Annotated in this window: 11 protein-coding genes; 3 read left to right on the forward strand and 8 right to left on the reverse strand. The window is 73.5% G+C overall.

What is annotated here, in order from left to right:
- The first annotated feature begins 23 nt into the window (after window positions 1–23).
- Together ACIBF7_RS35965 and ACIBF7_RS35970 are read left to right on the forward strand one after the other, a co-directional pair.
- The gene (locus ACIBF7_RS35965) at window positions 24–926 is read left to right on the forward strand and encodes an alpha/beta hydrolase (RefSeq protein ID WP_271279779.1); all 903 of its coding nucleotides are present in this window, start codon (window positions 24–26) and stop codon (window positions 924–926) included.
- Window positions 927–1000: 74 nt separating this feature from the next.
- Window positions 1001–1249 carry a glutaredoxin domain-containing protein gene (locus ACIBF7_RS35970; protein WP_148029287.1) on the forward strand — a complete coding sequence of 83 codons (249 nt, stop codon included), beginning with the start codon at window positions 1001–1003 and terminating at the stop codon, window positions 1247–1249.
- 45 nt (window positions 1250–1294) lie between these two features.
- Here the strand turns inward: ACIBF7_RS35970 and nudC are convergent, their stop codons facing one another.
- A complete protein-coding gene (gene nudC, locus ACIBF7_RS35975) occupies window positions 1295–2269 on the reverse strand; it encodes an NAD(+) diphosphatase (protein WP_271279778.1) in 975 nt (324 codons plus the stop codon).
- Between the two features lie 115 nt (window positions 2270–2384).
- Between nudC and ACIBF7_RS35980 the strand changes: the two genes are divergently transcribed.
- Window positions 2385–4082: an IucA/IucC family protein gene (locus tag ACIBF7_RS35980; protein WP_397199148.1), complete on the forward strand. Its 1698-nt coding sequence runs from the start codon at window positions 2385–2387 to the stop codon at window positions 4080–4082.
- Between the two features lie 81 nt (window positions 4083–4163).
- On the opposite strand, the gene ACIBF7_RS35985 is transcribed toward ACIBF7_RS35980, so the two are convergent.
- The 7 genes from ACIBF7_RS35985 to ACIBF7_RS36015 form a co-directional block, all read right to left on the reverse strand.
- Window positions 4164–7418: an ATP-dependent DNA helicase gene (locus tag ACIBF7_RS35985; RefSeq protein ID WP_364237123.1), complete on the reverse strand. Its 3255-nt coding sequence runs from the start codon at window positions 7416–7418 to the stop codon at window positions 4164–4166.
- A complete protein-coding gene (locus tag ACIBF7_RS35990) occupies window positions 7412–10582 on the reverse strand; it encodes an ATP-dependent helicase (protein WP_397199149.1) in 3171 nt (1056 codons plus the stop codon). The genes ACIBF7_RS35985 and ACIBF7_RS35990 overlap by 7 nt, the downstream gene beginning before the upstream one ends.
- Before the next feature lie 186 nt (window positions 10583–10768).
- Window positions 10769–13621 (reverse strand): CDP-glycerol glycerophosphotransferase family protein, encoded by a 2853-nt coding sequence (locus ACIBF7_RS35995; RefSeq protein ID WP_364237127.1) that lies wholly within the window; start codon window positions 13619–13621, stop codon window positions 10769–10771.
- 94 nt (window positions 13622–13715) lie between these two features.
- Entirely contained in the window at window positions 13716–14036 is a 321-nt protein-coding gene (locus ACIBF7_RS36000) for an MGMT family protein (RefSeq protein ID WP_148029282.1), read from the reverse strand.
- A complete protein-coding gene (locus ACIBF7_RS36005; RefSeq protein ID WP_148029281.1) occupies window positions 14024–14383 on the reverse strand; it encodes a hypothetical protein in 360 nt (119 codons plus the stop codon). The genes ACIBF7_RS36000 and ACIBF7_RS36005 overlap by 13 nt, the downstream gene beginning before the upstream one ends.
- A gap of 22 nt (window positions 14384–14405) precedes the next feature.
- The gene (locus ACIBF7_RS36010; protein WP_397199150.1) at window positions 14406–15563 is read right to left on the reverse strand and encodes a S8 family peptidase; all 1158 of its coding nucleotides are present in this window, start codon (window positions 15561–15563) and stop codon (window positions 14406–14408) included.
- Window positions 15557–16465, reverse strand: coding sequence for a hypothetical protein (locus tag ACIBF7_RS36015; protein WP_271276324.1), 909 nt, complete (start codon window positions 16463–16465; stop codon window positions 15557–15559). The genes ACIBF7_RS36010 and ACIBF7_RS36015 overlap by 7 nt, the downstream gene beginning before the upstream one ends.
- Window positions 16466–16491: the final 26 nt, after the last annotated feature.

Genomic DNA, 16491 nt, shown 5'->3' on the forward strand with positions numbered 1-16491 from the left:
TCTGGCGGGGAGGAAGGAAAGCCGTGCGTACAGCGGTTTCCCTGAGCGCGATCGCGCTCGCTTGTGTCGCGCTCACCCCGGTGGGCGCGCAGGCGGCGCAGGATCCGACGCCGGGTCCCGCGGTGACCATGCCGACCGACCCTGACGGCATCGGCGGGCATGCCACGGAGACCATCTCCTACGGCAAGCACCGCCGCCAGCAGATGGACGTGTGGTGGACTCCCGACGGCATGCAACGGCCCGGAGTCTTCATCGTCCACGGCGGCTGGTGGTCCAGCGGCGACAAGCGGGGCATGACCCAGATCGCCCGCTCGTACGCCGACATGGGCTACACGGTCTTCAACATCAACTACCGGCTGTCGACCCAGGCCGCCTGGCCCGCGCAGCGCACCGACGCGCTGGCCGCGATCGCCGCCGCCCGCCGCCACGCCGACCGGTGGGCGTTCGACGCGAACAACTACGTGGTGGTCGGCTTCTCCGCCGGCGGCCACATCGCCGCCGCCGTCGGCACCTTCGGCAACGGCACGCAGGGGCTGAAGGGCGTGGTCGGGCTGTCGCCGATCATCTCCCCGCTGCGCGCCTACACCGACGGGGCCGCGGCCACCCAGCCCAACAAGGTACGACTGCGCAAGGCGGCGGTCCGGCTGGCCGGCGGCTGCCACCCCAAGGGCAAGTGCTCGCGGGTGTGGGCCAGCATGGAGGTCGCCTGGCACGCCAGCCGCAAGGACGCGCCGATGCTCACCGTGCACGCCCAGGACGAGTTCGTGCCGCCGCAGCAGAGCGAGCTGGTCAAGGACGCTCTCGGCAAGCTCGGCGTGCCCGTGAAGATCATCACCGTCCCGGGCCAGTCCCACAGCACCACCCTCTACCGCGAGATGGGCGTGGCCGAGCGCGTCCAGGCATGGATCGCCAGCCGCATCGGGTGAGGGATTAACCAGGCCACCCGCGTTGTTGCACCGAACGCCTTCGTTTCCCCTGACCTTGGAGGGATTCCCCAGCGATGACGCTCACGGTCTACAGCACCACGTGGTGCGGCCCCTGCAAGCGCCTCAAGTCCCAGCTGACCCGGGAGGGCATCAGCTTCACCGAGGTCGACATCGAGCGTGACCCGGACGCGGCCACCTTCGTCATGAGCGTCAACGGCGGCAACCAGGTGGTGCCCACGGTGGTCATCGAAACCCCGAACGGGCGCATCGTCCGCACGAACCCGTCCGCCCGCGAGGTCAAGGCCCTCCTCGAACCGGCCTGAGACGGACTCCTCCGAAGACCTGGGTGCGTGGATCACCCAGGTCTTCTACCAGTCGCCCGTCAGAGCGCTGCCGTACCAGGTCTCTATGAGCCGGCGGGCGATCGAGACCGGCGGCGGGAGGCGGACCTCGCCGGTTTCGAGCGCGCGGGCCAGGTCCTCGCGGGAGAACCAGCGGGCCTCGGCGATCTCCTCGGCGTCCGGGGTGAGGTCGGTGGAGAGCGCCTGGGCGAAGAAGCCGAGCATGAGACTGCGCGGGAAGGGCCACGGCTGGCTGCCGAGGTAGCGCGGGTTGGTGACGAGGATGCCGACCTCCTCGGCCACCTCGCGGACGACGGCGGCCTCCAGCGACTCGCCGGGCTCGACGAACCCGGCCAGGATCGACAGGCGTCCCTCCGGCCACTGAGGACCGCGGGCCAGGAGGCAGCGGTCGTCGGGGTCGCGGATCAGCATGATGACCGCCGGGTCGACCCGGGGGAAGTGCTGGCTGCCGTCGTGAGGGCAGACCCGGATGTGGCCGCCCGCCTCGACGGCCGTGCGCGCGCCGCAGCGCGGGCAGAACTGGTGGGTGCTGTGCCAGGCCTCCAGCGCCACGGCGTAGACCAGGAGGCCGGCGTCGCGGTCGCCGAGCAGACCGCCCGCCTGACGCAGCCCCGCCGGCACCGGGTGACCCTCGGGGGCGTCGTGCGGGCTCATCGGTACGGTGACGCGCCCGTTGACGTCGCCCGGCGGGGAACCGGGCAGCGGGGCGGCCACGGCGAAGTAGGCGACGCCGTCGGCCACGCCGAGCAGGAAGCGCTCGCCGGCCGGGGCGTCGGCCGTGGTGTAGAGCACCGCCCGCACCTCGTCGCCGGCGCGTTCGACGAGGGTGCGGCCGTTGTCGATGACGAGCACCCGGGTGGAGGGGGCGTTCCAGGCACGTTCCAGCCACGCGCTGTCGGATCTCAGGGCGGCCGATCTGTCGATGGTGCCCCGGGCCAGGAGCAGCGGTCCGATGAGTTGCTCTTCCGCTTGCGTTTCCACAGGGTCCACCCTTCCAAACTCTCTGTCATCCTATGGCTGCTTCGGGAAGATCTTCGAAGGGGTTAGGATCTTGGGTAGTTAGGCAGACCTTACTTGCAGGGCCCGGGGGTGCCGCGTGCGGGAGTCTCACCTGGCCGCCCGGGTGCTGGACGCGCTGCTGCGCGAAGACTACGGCGGCCTGTCGTCCCAGGTCGTCAGGGGCCGGGGCGGTGTCGGGCTGACGCTGGCCGACGGGAGACTGGTGCAGCTGGCGTCGGGTGCGCCCTTCCAGGACTTCGTGGTGGCGGCCGGGGAGTTGCTGGGCCTGGAGCAGGTGCTGGACACGCTGGCGGAGATCGCTCCCGAGGAGGACGCCGACGGGGTCAAGGCGTTCTTCGACGAGTGCGTGGCGGCGCTGGCCGCGCTGGAGCTGCACGACGCGCGGCCTCCGGGGGTGCGGTCGTACGAGACGCTGGCGGCCCTCGCCGACCATCCCTGCTATCCGACCGCGCGGGCACGGCCCGGGGTGCCGGACGGAGAGCTGGCCGCGTACGCGCCGGAGTTCGGGCCCGTGTTCGAGCTGCGCTGGGCGGCGGTGCCGCGTCGCATGCTGGAGCCGGGCTCGGCGCCACGGCTGCCGCCGGACGTCCTGGCGTCCCAGGGTGCCGGTGCGTTCCCCCGGGAGCCTCTCGGGCCGGACGAGGTCCTGTTCCCTGTGCATCCGCTGGCGGTTGACGAGGCGCGGCGGGCCGGGGCGCGGGTGCTCGACGTACGGCGCGGCACCGTACGACCTACCGCGTCGATGCGCGCCGTCGAGGCCGGGCCGCGCACGCACCTGGTGCTGCCGCTGCCGGTCAGCGTCCTCGGCACGCGCGACCACCTCGGCATCGAACCGGGCAGCTTGAGCGCGGCAGCCCGCGCGGAGCCGCTCCTGCGCGCGCTGGCCGGCCCTGACGTGCTGGTGGCGGGCGAACAGGAGTACGCGCGCGCCGGGCACGAACACCTCGCCTGGCTGGTGCGCCGACTGCCGGAGGGCCGTCGCGTCCCAGTGGCGGCGCTGACCCTGCCTGAAGCCCCGGACGAACTCGGCGCACAAGACCAGCCTGGCAATCTGCGCCGCCCGGGTCCGCGCGCCCGGACCAGCGTGAGTGCTGAAGTCGAGCTGCAAGGGGAGGCACAGGGCGAATTGCAGGGCAAGGTGCCTGGCGGGGCGGAACGCGAGGTGCCTGGCGGAGTGCGGGGCGAGATGCCTGGTCGGGTGCGAGGCGAGCTCCAAGCTGAGCTGCAAGGCGGGGTGCCTGGCGAGGTGGTGGATGTGCCGGTCGCCTATGTGCGTGCGCTGTTGCGGTGGAGCGTGCGGCTGCTGGTGGAGTACGGGGTGGTGCCGGAGGTCCGGTGGCACGACGCGGCGCTGGTGCTGGTGGATGGCGCGGTGAAAGTGCTCGTGCAGGGGCATGACGGGGTGTTGGTCTCGCCCGCGAGGCTGGCCGCGGCGGGGATCGTGGCGCCGGGGCTGCCCGAGCGGATGCTGACGGACGACCCGCACGCGCTGGCGGACGCGTTCGTGACGGGCGCGCTGCATCTGGGCGCGGCGGCGGTCGCGTTCGCGGTGCTGCCTCCGGCCGACGCGGCCGCGCTGCTGCGCCGCTCGCTGGAGGAGGCGTTGCGACCGTACGACGCCCATCCGACGGCCAGGCTGCTACGGGCCAGAACGCTCGACGCGGCCAGGCTCACCGGCAGGCCGTGGCTGACGGCCGGCACGCTGGCGTCAGCGAAGCGGCTGTCCACCAAGCCGCCACGCATGAGCGGCCCGAACTACCTACGCCTACGCTGACGCCCTCAACCCAGACGCGCCACCGCGCCCCAGTGGTGCTGACCTTTCCGGAGGGCGGATGCGCGGCGGTGGGGTGTGGGGTCAGGTTGTGGGGACCGATTCGATGAGCGCTACCAGGCCGTCGGCGTCGAGCAGGTTGACGGGGCGGACGGTGAGGTTGGCGCGGACGTAGTGGAAGGCCGCGCCGACGCGGTCCAGGGGCACGCCGGCCAGGTGGGACCAGGCCAGGCGGTACGCGGCGAGCTGCACGGACGCGGCGCGGGCCGCCTTGCCCTTGGGCGGGCGCCCGGTCTTCCAGTCGACGACCTCGTAGCGGCCGTCGGACAGCTCGAAGACGGCGTCCATGCGGCCGCGCACCAGCCGGTCGGCGATCATGGTCTCGAACGGCACCTCCATGTCGACCGGCCGCCGATCCGCCCACTCGCTCTGCTCGAACCGCTCCTGCAGCTCAGCCAGCCGCACGTCCGCCTCCTCCGGCTCGACGTCCAGGCCGAGCTCGAAGTCGTCGATGAGCCGCTGCTGGTCCCAGCGGGTCTCCAGCCACCTGTGGAAGGAGGTGCCGCGCCGAGCCAGCGGCGCGGGCTTGATCGGGACCGGGCGGCGGATCCTGCGGGCCAGCTCGCGCGGATCGTCCGCCAGGGTGACGAGGGACGAGACGGTCAGCCTGGCGGGCAGCTCGACGGTGGTGGAGTCGGGCCGCCGGTGCAGCTCGCGCTCGCGCAGCAGCAGGTCGGTGTCGCGCTCCCAGGCCTGGACGCGTTCCTCCTCGAAGGCGCGCAACGCCTCGTCCTCGTCGCCGTCCAGGCCGCCCGCGAGCGCGTCCTCCACCAGCCGGGCGCCGTCGAGGACGGACTCGTACCGCAGACCGGCAGGCTCGACCGGCCAGATGGCCTGGGGAGGCTCGGCCAGCAGCGGGTTGGTGGCGCCGGGTTCGAGGTCCGGGGCCCAGACCGCGACCCGGTCGGCGGTGTCGCGGATCTCCAGCAGGAACTCCGACGGCGCGAGCGGCTTGGAGGCGGTGCCCCACCGGTAGCCGGAGGCGATCAGGTGGTAGTGGGCGCGGGTGACGGCCACGTACGCCAGCCGCCGCTCCTCCATGAGGTCCCTGGCGCGGCAGTGCTCGTCGAAGGCGGCCAGCTCCTCCTTGCCGAGGCCGGTGAGCCTGGGCAGGTCGGCGGCGTCGCCGCGGAGCGGGTAGGGCAGCTTGCGCGGGTTCTCCGTCCAGCGGCCGTTCACGACGGGGGTGGCGGGGAACACGCTGCCCGTGGTGATCGTGCCCATGGAGCTGAGGAGCTGCGACAGTCCGGGCACGACCACGACGGGCCACTCAAGGCCCTTGGAGGCGTGCACGGTCATCAGCTTGACGCTGTTGCTCTCGCCGACCCGGCCGCCCTCCAGCCCGAACTCCTCGCTCTCGGCCGCCTCCAGGTAGGCGAGGAACGCGCCCAGCGTCGGGTCCTCGGCGTCGCCCGCGAACCGGGAGGCCGCGTCCAGGAACGCGTCCAGGTCGGCCCTGGCGGCGAACGCGCTCGCCGTGCCGCTGCGGGCGGCCACCTCGATGTCCAGGCCGAGCCGCCGCTCCACCTCGCTGATCAGGTCGGGCAGCGGCTGCGCGGTGTGCGCGCGGAGCTGGCGCAGCTCGTGCGCGAGCGCGACCAGCCGGGTGGCGGCCAGCGGCGAGAACGACGCCAGCCACTCCTCCCTGTCGGGCAGCTCGTCCAGCGCGTCGACCAGGCTGCCCTGCTCGTCGGCCAGGTCGGCGACGGCCTGCTCCAGCGGGTCGTCCTCGTGGCGGCTCTCGCGGGACTGGCGGACCAGCTCGCGGGCGTGGTCGCCGAGGACCCGCAGGTCGGCGGGGCCGATCCGCCAGCGCGGCCCGGCCAGCAGCCGGGCCAGCGCGTCGCCGGCGGTCGCGTCGTAGAGCACGCGCAGCGTGGCCACGATGTCGCTCACCTCGGGCACGGTGAGCAGGCCGCCGAGACCGACCACCTCGACCGGGATGTCGCGGTCCTCCAGCGCCCTGCGCAGGGCGGGGAACTGCGAGCGCTTGCGGGCCAGGATGGCGACGTCCTGCGGCTGGATGGCGAGGGTCTTCTTGCGCTCCTTGTCGCCCCAGGGCAGCCCGTCGGGCGCGACCTCCTGGCCGATCAGCTTGGCGACCATGCCGGCGATCCACGCGGCCTCGTCCTCGGCGGTCTCGTGGAAGGCGCAGGTGACCCGGCCCCGGTCGACCCGGTTGGCGCCGGGGACCAGCACAGGCACCTCGCGGGCCTCCATGCGCAGCGGGAGCTGGACCCGGGCGGCGACGTCGAGCACCCGGTCGCCGTTGCGGAAGCTGACGCTGAGCTGCCGCACCGGCGCCGGGTCTCCTGAGGCGGCGCGGAAGTCGGCCGGGAAGCGGCGCAGGTTGCCGGCCGAGGCGCCGCGCCAGCCGTAGATGGACTGGCAGGGGTCGCCGACGGCGGTGACGGGGTGCCCGCCGCCGAACAGCGAGCGCAACAGCACGAGCTGGGCGTGGCTGGTGTCCTGGTACTCGTCGAGCAGCACCACCGCGAAGCGGGAGCGCTCGATCTCGCCGACCTCCTTGTGTCCGGCGGCGATCCGCGCCGCCAGCGCCATCTGGTCGCCGTAGTCGATGACCTCCCGCCTGCGCTTGAGTCTCTCGTACGCTTCCACGAGCGGCAGCAGCTGCTCCCTGGCCTCGTGCACGACGACCGGCCGGCCCTGCGCCTTGGTGACGCGGCCGGGCAGCTCGGCGTGCCGATCGCGGAGCCATTCGCCGATCCTGCGCACGTCGCCGGGGCCGCGCAGGTGCTCCGACAGCTCACCGGCGAGCTCCAGGACGGCGGCGGTGACCGAGGCGGGGCCCAGCTCGATCCTGTCCATCGGCCCGTCGTACATGGCGACCACGCGCGAGGCGAGCTGCCAGGAGACGGCCGGGGTGACCAGCCGCATGGTGGGCTCCAGCGCCTCGCGCAGCGCGTGGTCGGTGACCAGGCGCGAGGCGTAGGCGTGGTAGGTGGAGACGGTCGGCTCGTCGTGCAGCAGCTCGGGCTCGACCAGGCCGGCCTCGGCGAGCCCGGCGAGCCGTTCCCTGACGCGGGTGGCCAGCTCGGCGGCGGCCTTGCGGGTGAACGTCAGGCCGAGCACGTTCGCGGGCTTGACCAGGCCGTTGGCGACCAGCCAGACCACGCGGCCGGCCATGGTCTCGCTCTTGCCCGAGCCCGCGCCGGCCATGACGACCATCGGCTCCAGCGGGGCCTCGATGACGGTGGCCTGTTCGGCGGTGGGCGGCAGGATGCCGAGCTTGTCGGCCAGTTCGACCGGGTTCAGCACACCTGTCCCCCGCTGTCGTTCACGGGGCAGCTCGCCCTGGCCGCGCAGGTGCGGCAGCCGTCGTTCGTCCTGGCCTGGAAGAGGGGGCCGGACATGCCTATCGCCACGGTGTCGACCAGGTCCTTGGCCCAGCCGGGGTTCTGGTCGTCGGCGAGCGCGTCCTGCTTCTGCTCGATCGCGTCGTGCTTGCCCGCGGCCTTGCCGAGCTGGACGAGCGCGGCGCCGCCCGGCTCGTCCATGCCGTGCCTGGCGAACGCGCCCAGCAGCGCGGCGAGCTGGTAGACGCCGAGCTGGGGGTGGCGGTCGAGGTCGCCGGGCCTGGGTTTGGAGCCGCCGGTCTTGAGGTCGATGATCACCGCGCGGCCGTCCTCGTCGCGCTCCAGCCGGTCGACCCGGCCCTTGATCTGGACGCCTTCGGCGATGGTGGCCACGAACGACTCCTCCAGGGCGATCAGGTCGCGGCCGTTGTCCTCCTGCCAGCGCAGGAACTTGCCGATCATCTGCTCGGCCACCTGCCGCTGCTTGCGGTTGAACCAGACGCCGCCGAAGTCGAGCTCCTTCCAGACGTCGTCGAGGCGTTTGCCGAGCATGTCCTCGTCGGGCAGGCCGGTGGCGGCGATCACGGCGAGCGCGTGGATGACGTTGCCGAGGCCCTGCGCGGTGCTGGTGCCGGCGGCGCCGACGGCCGTCTCCAGCAGCCAGCGCAGGCCGCACTTGGTGAAGCTCTCCACGGCGGACGGGGAGATGGTGACCACGTTGTCGGGCCAGCTCAGCGGCCGGTCGTCGGAGATCGGCGTGAGCGCGTACCAGTCGTTGGGGTGGGCGCCGGGCACGCCGGCGGCGGCGAGCCTGGCGAGCTGTCTGGCCGCGTTCCTGCGCATCTTCGCCGGTTTGGTGGGGTCGGTGACGGCGCTGCGCAGGTCGGCCACGAGCGCCGGCATGCTGAGCCAGCGCGACCGGTCGCCGACGCCGGCCTCCTCGACCGCGCCCGGCATCAGCTCGGACAGGAACCTGGACGGCCGCTCGTCGGTGTCCTCGCCGCCGACCGCGGTGACGACGAGCCGATGACGGGCGCGGGTGGCGGCCACGTAGAACAGCCGCCGCTCCTCGGCCAGCAGCTTGGAGGCGAGCGAGGCCGCGTTCGGGCGGCCTCCCTCGACCACCTCGACGAGGTCCTCCACGCCGAGCATGGTGCCGCGCAGCCGCAGGTCGGGCCAGACCGCCTCCTGCACGCCCGTCACCACCACGATGTCCCACTCCAGGCCCTTGGCCCGGTGGGCGGTCAGCACGCGCACCGCGTCGCCGTCGGGGGCCCGCTCGGCCAGCGTGTCGCCGGGGATCTCCTGGGACGCCAGGTCGTCCAGGAACACCTCGGGCCCGGCCTTGGGCATCCGGTCGACGAACCGGGCGGCCTGGTCGAACAGCGCCACCACCGCGTCGAGGTCGCGGTCGGCCTGGGCGCCCCTGGTGCCGCCGGACAGGCTGGTGTCGGTCCACTTCCCGGCCAGTCCGGCGGCCTGCCAGACGGCCCACAGCACCTCTTCGGCGCTGCCCTGCTCCTCCACCGCCGTGCGGGCGGTGGCCAGCAGCTTGGCGACGCGCTCGGCGGGCACCGCGACGTGCGGCTCGATCCGTACGAGCTCGCGGGGGTCCCTGATCGCGGCGACCAGCAGCTCGCCGGACGAGCGCGGCACGTACGGGAGCTCCGGGGGGTCGGCGGCGAGCTCGTTCTCGGCGATCTTGAGCGCGCGGCGGAGGCGGCGCACGCCGATCATGTCGGTGCCGCCCAGCGGGCCGGTCAGCAACTCCTCGGCGACGTTCTCGTCCAGCTCGGCCGGGTCGACCGCGACCTTGAGCATCGTCAGCAGGGGGCGGACGCCGGGCTCCTGGGCGATCGGCACCTCGTCGCCGGCGATCATCGTGGGCACGCCGGCGTTGACCAGCGCCCGGCGCAGCAGGGGCACCTGGCGCTTGGCCGAGCGCACCAGCACCGCCATCCGGTGCCAGGGCACGCCCTCGATCAGGTGGGCGCGGCGCAGCGTGTCGGCCACCACCGCGGCCTCCTGGCTCGTGCTGTCGGCCAGCAGCACCCGCACCTCACCCGGCGGCGCGTCGGGCGACGGCACCAGGTCACGATGCCCGCGCCCGCCGAAGGCCCGCCCGGCGGGCTCCGGTGCGGCGGGGTTCGGCGCGGGGTCCGTGGTCGGCAGGGGGGCTGCGGGGAGGCGGGCGGCCACGCGCCGGGTCGCGGCCAGCAGGTCGGCGCCGCTGCGGCGGCACACGCGCAGCGCCACGATCGGCGCGTCGCGGCCGTCGAGGGTACGGAAGCGCTGCGGGAAGCCCAGGATGCCGTGCACGTCCGCGCCGCGGAACCCGTAGATCGACTGGTCGGGGTCGCCCACCGCGACCAGGTCGCGCCCGTCGCCGGCCAGCTGCTGGAGCAGGAACTCCTGGGCCGGGTCGGTGTCCTGGTACTCGTCCACGAACACGGCGTCGAGCGCGGCCCGCTCGCGCGCCCGCACGCCGGGGTCCGCCAGCAGCCTGCCCGCCTCGGCGATCAGCTCGGCGTAGTCGAGCGTCCGTTCAGGATCGAGGTCGAAGCGGGTCTCGTAGCGGTCGGCGAAGCGGCCCACGGCCACCCAGTCGCCACGACCGTGCCGCCTGCCGAGCTCCCTGAGCCGCTCGCCGTCCAGCCCGCGCTCGGCCGCGCGGGACAGGAAGTCGCGCAGCTCCTCGGCGAACCCGCGGGTCCGGAGCGGCTCGCGCAGGTCTTCCGGCCAGTCGAGCGCGCCGTCCTCCAGCTCGCCGTGGAGCAGCCGCCGCACCTCCAGCAGTTGCTCGGGCCCGGTCAGCAGCCGGGGCGGCGGCTCGCCCGCCAGCACCGCCGCGCGGCGGAGCAGCGCGTAGGCGTAGGAGTGGAACGTCATGGCCACCGGCGTGCGGGTGGTGCGGCGCAGCCGCCCGGTGACGCGGCGGCGCAGCTCCTCGGCCGCCTTGCGGCTGAAGGTGAGGATCAGCACGCGCTCGGGGTCGGCGCCCCGGCGCTCGATCCGGTCGACCACGCTCTCGACGATCGTGGTGGTCTTGCCGGTGCCGGGCCCGGCCAGCACGAGCAGCGGGCCGCCGGGATGGCCGACCACCGCGCGCTGATGTTCGTCCAGCACAGGAGGCTCAGCAGGCCCCCCACTGCCACGGCGCACCAGCCGCCAGGTCTGACCACTCACAACCCTAGATTCCACCAGACCACAGGGGTAGATCGTGCCGGATTGACCGGTCTCCCGAGCGATCGTCCAGGGTAGCGGGGCAAATCTGAGTTTTCCCGCCCGACACGCCGGGCGGGAACACGGGCGTCAGGAGAAGATGTGGTCCACGACGCGGGCGGTGGCCTTGCCGTCGTCGCGGGGCGCGAACGTGGCGCGGAAGGCGTCGTAGCGGTCGGCGTGGGCCGCCGCCACCTCGTCGATCGACCGCAGCGCGTCGATCACCTCGGCCGACGTCGGCAGCACCGGGCCCGGCGCGATCTCCGGCAGGTCCAGGTAGAGGCCGCGCTTGGCCGAGTACTTGGGCAGGTCGTAGCCGTACAGGACGATCGGCCTGCCGGTCACGACGAAGTCGGCCAGGACGGACGAGTAGTCGGTCACCAGGACGTCCGTCACGAGCAGCAGATCCGCCATATCCGGATAAGTCGTGACGTCGTGAGCGATGTCGGGAACGGCGGGCGCGGCCTGCATCGGGTGCGCGCGCACCAGCAGCTCGTGGTCCGCCCCCAGCGCCTCCCTGGCCTTCGCCAGGTCGAGCTTGACCATGGCGTTCTTGCGGTCGTAGTCACGCCACGTGGGCGCGTACAGGACGACCCGCTTGCCCTCGGCCAGCCCGAGGCGCGCGCGCACCTTCGCCGCGAGCTGCTCGCGGTCGGGCGAGGTCAGCACGTCGTTGCGGGGCAGCCCGCTCTCCAGCACCTCGCCCTGGTAGCCGAACGCCTTGCGCAGCACGGGCGTGGCCCACGGCGACTGCGACAGCAGCACGTCCCAGCCGCGCACGTCGGCGGCCTGCCGGTGCCAGACCGGCGGTCTGGGGTCGCGGCGCATGTGCGGCTGGTCATTGCCGATGTGCTTGACCGGGGTGCCGTGCCAGGTCTGCAGCACCACCTGGCCCTCGCGGGAGCGGAACCAGACGGGCAGGAACGAGTTCGTCACGATGTAGCGGGACCTGGCCAGCGCCGCCTTGTGCTCGCGGCTGCCGGCCCGCACGACGGTGGCGGGGCCGGGAGGGGTGAACGCGCCGTCCTTGACGATCCAGATGTGCTCGCGGTCGTCGCCGCGGCGCAGCCGCTCCTCGTAGATGGCGCGGACGCTGTCGGCGTACAGGCGGCCCTCGTTGACCACGTAGACGGTGGCGTCGTCCAGCGGCTCGGTGCGCTGCTGCGGGTAGAAGACCTTGCGCAGCACGTGGGTGCCGGCCAGGCCCTTCTCGTTCGCGGGCCGGTCCTCCTCCGACAGCACCACCGGCACGTCGAAGCGGGTCGACACGATGCGGAAGCAGTGGCCGCCGGCCGTGCGCGGGCTCTCGTCGAGGCCCTCCAGCGCGGCGTGGTCCATGCGCACCGGGACGATCTCGCCGGACGGGTGCCGCATGGACATGTTCCAGGTGCCGGAGGCCAGCGGCACGGGCTCGCCGAAGCGGTCCATCGCGCCGGGCTCGAACCGCACCTCGAAGTCCTCACCGGTACGCGTCATCGGCAGCTGGTAGGACAGCCCGGAGCGGTGGCGCAGCGAGACGGCGCGCGGGCCCGCGGCGTCGGGGTAGCGGCCGCGCAGCACGAGCGTGGTGCCCTCCCACACGGCCGAGACGATGACGGGCCGGATGCGGTGGGCGGAGATGATCACGCGGTCACGCCGGTCGCCCAGCACGGTGATCTCGCGGTCGCCGCTGGTGAACCTGGTCTCCCCCAGGTCGCCGAGCATGACGGTGGCGGCCGGGTCGCCCTTGGGCTCGACCCACAGGCGGCGGCCGTCCTTCTCCTGCAGCAGCGCGGGCACGGCGAGGTCGAGCGTCACCTCGGTGGCGGCGCCCTTGGGGGTGAAGTCCGCGGCCATGCGGTGGCCGCCGACCCGGGCGTGGCCCTTGGTCACGACCCGGCCGGCCAGGGTGATCTTCAACTGCAGGTGCTCGTCGTCCACGCGGACGCCGGTGAGCTCGGCCCGGTTGGGCTGGAACGCCACCTGGAGCGCGCGGTCGGAGGTCCACACCGGCCTGACCCACCAGCCGGGGCTGAGCTGGCGGCCGGCGGGCCGCTCGCTGCGCCCGACGCCGTAGCCGCGCAGCAGGCCGGTGGCCCGGGCGCCGCGGCTCCAGAACACGATCTCGGCCCGCCACGTCGTGGTGTCGGCCACGGCCGGGCGGCGGCGCAGCCGGCGGCGCACCGCGGAGACCATGCCCCTGGCCGCACCGCGCCAGCGCAGCGCCCACGGGTTCAGCTCGGCGGTGAAGCCGGACCAGTCGTAGTTGCAGCCGACCTCGCGGGCGCCGTGGGTGGCCTCGGGGGCCAGCACGCGCCTGGTGCGCAGGCGCACCGGCGGCAGCCAGCGCGGGCCGCGCAGGACCACCGTCGCCCAGTTGGCCCGGCGGCTGCGGACCGAGAGCCCGGCCAGGTAGGCGTAGCCGGAGATGCGCAGCTTGCGGCCGTCCCACACGATGTCGTCGATGTGCGTGACGGGCACGAGGTCGGCCTTGCGCAGCCGGTACAGGTCGGCCGGCAGTTCGTCCTTGAGAGGCAGGTCGGCGTACCAGCGCAGGCCCTTGCGGATGCGCTTGGACGGCTCGGCCGCGGCCGCCACGACCTGGGCGAGCGTCTCTCCCTCGACCAGCTCCTCGTCGGCGCGGGTCTCGATGAGGTGGCACATGAGGCGGCGCGCGACCGGCAGCTCGCGCTTGACCTTCGGGTCCACCCCGGAGAGGTACGGGCGCACGAGGGTGAGGAGCTCGCGCCGCGTGTCGGGGCCGCGCTTGACCGCCAGGTCCATCCGCGCGCCCAGCGGCCCGCTGAGCACCTCGGTGTCGAACTCCGCGCTGCGCCCGCCGGTCCCGACCAGGGCCATGATCTCGTCGAGCGGCTCGCCGCGGTCGCAAAGGTCCTGGACAGCCTTCAGGCGGTCGGGGATCGCTTCGCCGCCGGGGCTCTGGGCTGTCAGGCCGTTAGCCATCGCGGTAGGCACCGCCTTTCAGGCCGCCGTTATGTTCAGCCCATGGTAATAGGAGTCACAAGATGTGAATTCGCACAGTTCGCGAAGAGGCAGGTCAACGGGCTTCCTGTGAATCCGCTGAACGCCCGTCCCAGCGCGCCCGGCGCATGTCGACCCGTTCGCCGCGCAGCGGGGTGCCCTCCTCGCGCCAGTGGGACAGGCATCGTGCCTGGTGTCCGGGGGCGCCCGTGCCGTCGGCGTGTACCACGCGCCACCAGGGCACGCCGCCTCCCCAGGTGGACATGACCCGCCCGACCTGACGCGGGCCGCCCTCGCCGAGATACTCGGCGACGTCGCCGTAGGACATGACCTTGCCGGGAGGGATGCGGTCGACGACGTCGAGCACCCGCTCGGCGTACGGGTTCAGGGGGTCCACGCCGCCGGGCCCGCTCGGAGCATCTCGTCGAGCCTGCCGAGCTCCGTCGCCAGTCCTTCGGCCAGCACCTCGACCGCGCCGTCGCGCAGCGCGTAGACCTCGCCGTCCTCGCCCACGAGCCGGGCGCCGAGCGCCGCCGAGAGCCTCACGAGCTGCGCCACCTGCCAGTCGGAGCCGGGTTCGCCGACCACCTGGCCGCGCCACGCCCCCACCGCGTGGGCGCCGTCGCCGTGCCTGGCGACGATCTCTTCGGAACCGCGCAGCTCGAACCCCGCCGGCTCGATCGCCTTCGCGAGGTCCGCGAGGGCGATCGGCGACTCACGAACCACGCGCAGTTCGTATCCCATGGGGCGCGACCTTAGCGGATCTTCACTCCCTGCGTTGGTTGAGAACCACGATTCCACCGCAGAACATGACAAGGGCCACTAGAACCCCAATCCCGTACAGCCAGAGCCGCCACGCGTCCGGCCCCGGCGCCGCCGGCGGCGGGGAGTCCTCCCCCTGCCCGAAGTGCTGATCGTCGGGTACGGGGACGCTGCGGCGCTGCCCGCCGAGCGTGGCCGCGGCGTCCAGCGCGGCGCCCGCGTCGACCACGCCGAAGCCGACCTCCTCGTCATAGCCGTCGGCCGGCCTGCCCTTCGCGCCCGCGGCCAGCGCCTGCGCCACCTGGTCGGGCCGCAGGCCGGGGTAACGCGCCTTGATCAGGGCGGCGACCCCCGACACCAGAGCCGCCGCCGAGCTGGTGCCCTCCGACAGCTCATAGCCGCTGCCGCGCCTGACCACGGGGACCCCCGAGCCCGGCGCCGCGACCAGCACCGACAGGTTGTCACTGCTGTACGAAGCCACCCTGCGCTGTTTGTCGACGGCCGCGACGCCGATGACGCCCGGGTATCCGGCCGGGAAGCTCCAGTAGGAGGTGCCGTTCTCCCTGGCGTACTCCGTCTTCCCGTCGTTGCCGACGGCCGCGACCAGCACCACGCCCTTGCCGAGCGCGTACGAGACCGCCTCGCGCTCGGACCTGTGGGCCCCGTACGTGCCGATGGACATGCTGACGACCTGCGCGCCCTGGTTGACCGCGTACCGCAGGGCCCGCGCGAGCGGGCTCTCGATCACCGCGCGGTCGTCGGCCAGCGGCGGGTCCACCCGGTCCGGGTCCTCCGCCACCGCCAGCGGCAGGGACAGCACGCGGACCTCGGGCGCGACGCCGACGTAGCCGTCGTCGGCGCCGGAGGCGGCGATGAGCCCCGCCATCGCGGTGCCGTGGCGGCCCGGGGTCACCTCGCGGCGCACCGCGCCCGAGCTCATGTCGGGGCCGACGGTGACCCGGCCGCGCAGCTCCTTGACGTCGGGGTCGACCGCGCTGTCGATGACGGCCACGGTGACGCCGGCGCCCTTGGTGGTCCGCCACGCCTGCTCGACGTTGAGCGCGTCGAGCACCCACTGCTGCCGGTCGCGGATGGGCGCGGCGTGCGCCGGGGTCTGCAGCAGGAGAAGGGCGGCGACCAGGGCGCGCACGACGGTCAGCACACGTTCCCCTGGGTGCACGGCGGGACCTTGGGCGGATCCGCCAGGAAGTAGGCGATCTGGTTGCCGATCGACCGGGCGGCCGGCCAGAGCTCGCTGTGCAGCTCCTCCTCCGGCGGGATCGCGGCCCTGGTGCGGCCGTCGGCGTAGCCGCCGGTGGTGAAGACGAGGTAGGGCCCGGCGCCGGCCCAGCCGGTGCGCTGGCGCTGCTCGGCGCCGAACCGCTCGGCCACGGTGCCGGGGAAGGCGACGGGCAGCACGCCCACCCGGTCGTCCTGGGTGAGGTCCCCACCGGCCGAGGCCCTGGCCTCCTGGTCCTTGAGCACGGCCACGCCGATGGTGAAGACGAAGGTGGAGCTCTGGTCGACGTACGTGGCGCGCAGCAGGCTCACGCAGCCGTGCTCGGCCAGGATCGCGCCGACCGCGGGGTCCACGGCGTCGCGGCACCTGGCCTCGGGGGCGATGCCGACCCGCCTGGCGTACTGCTGGGTGCGGTCGAGGCCGAGGTACTTCAGCTCCTCGGGGAAGATGCCGGTGGTGGGCCACGACTGCCAGCGCCGGGCGATCTCCTCCTGCTTGTAGCGGTTCTGCTCCTCGGCGGTCAGCGGGCGCGAGCGCGTCTCCTTGAACAGGCCCACGGTGCCGAGCAGCACGACGACGGCCGAGAGTGCCACGATGACGCCCACCAGTGCCACGAACGCCCGCCGGTAGCGGACGCCCTGCTGCAACTGGTCGGTCTCGGCCCGTTGCCTGGCACGCTGCCTGGACATGGACCGGCCGGTCGCCGGCGACCAGTCGCGCACCCGCGACCTGCGGCCGGTACCGGCGCCGAGCGGGTTCTTCCGTCCCGGCGTGGCGTCCCCCGCGGCGCGCGGCAGCCCTGTGGTGGACCTACGTGCCTTCACCACCGCCTCGTTCCCAAGCTCGGCTT

Source organism: Nonomuraea sp. NPDC050478 (assembly GCF_044458265.1).
GTDB classification, from domain to species: Bacteria; Actinomycetota; Actinomycetes; order Streptosporangiales; family Streptosporangiaceae; genus Nonomuraea; species Nonomuraea ferruginea.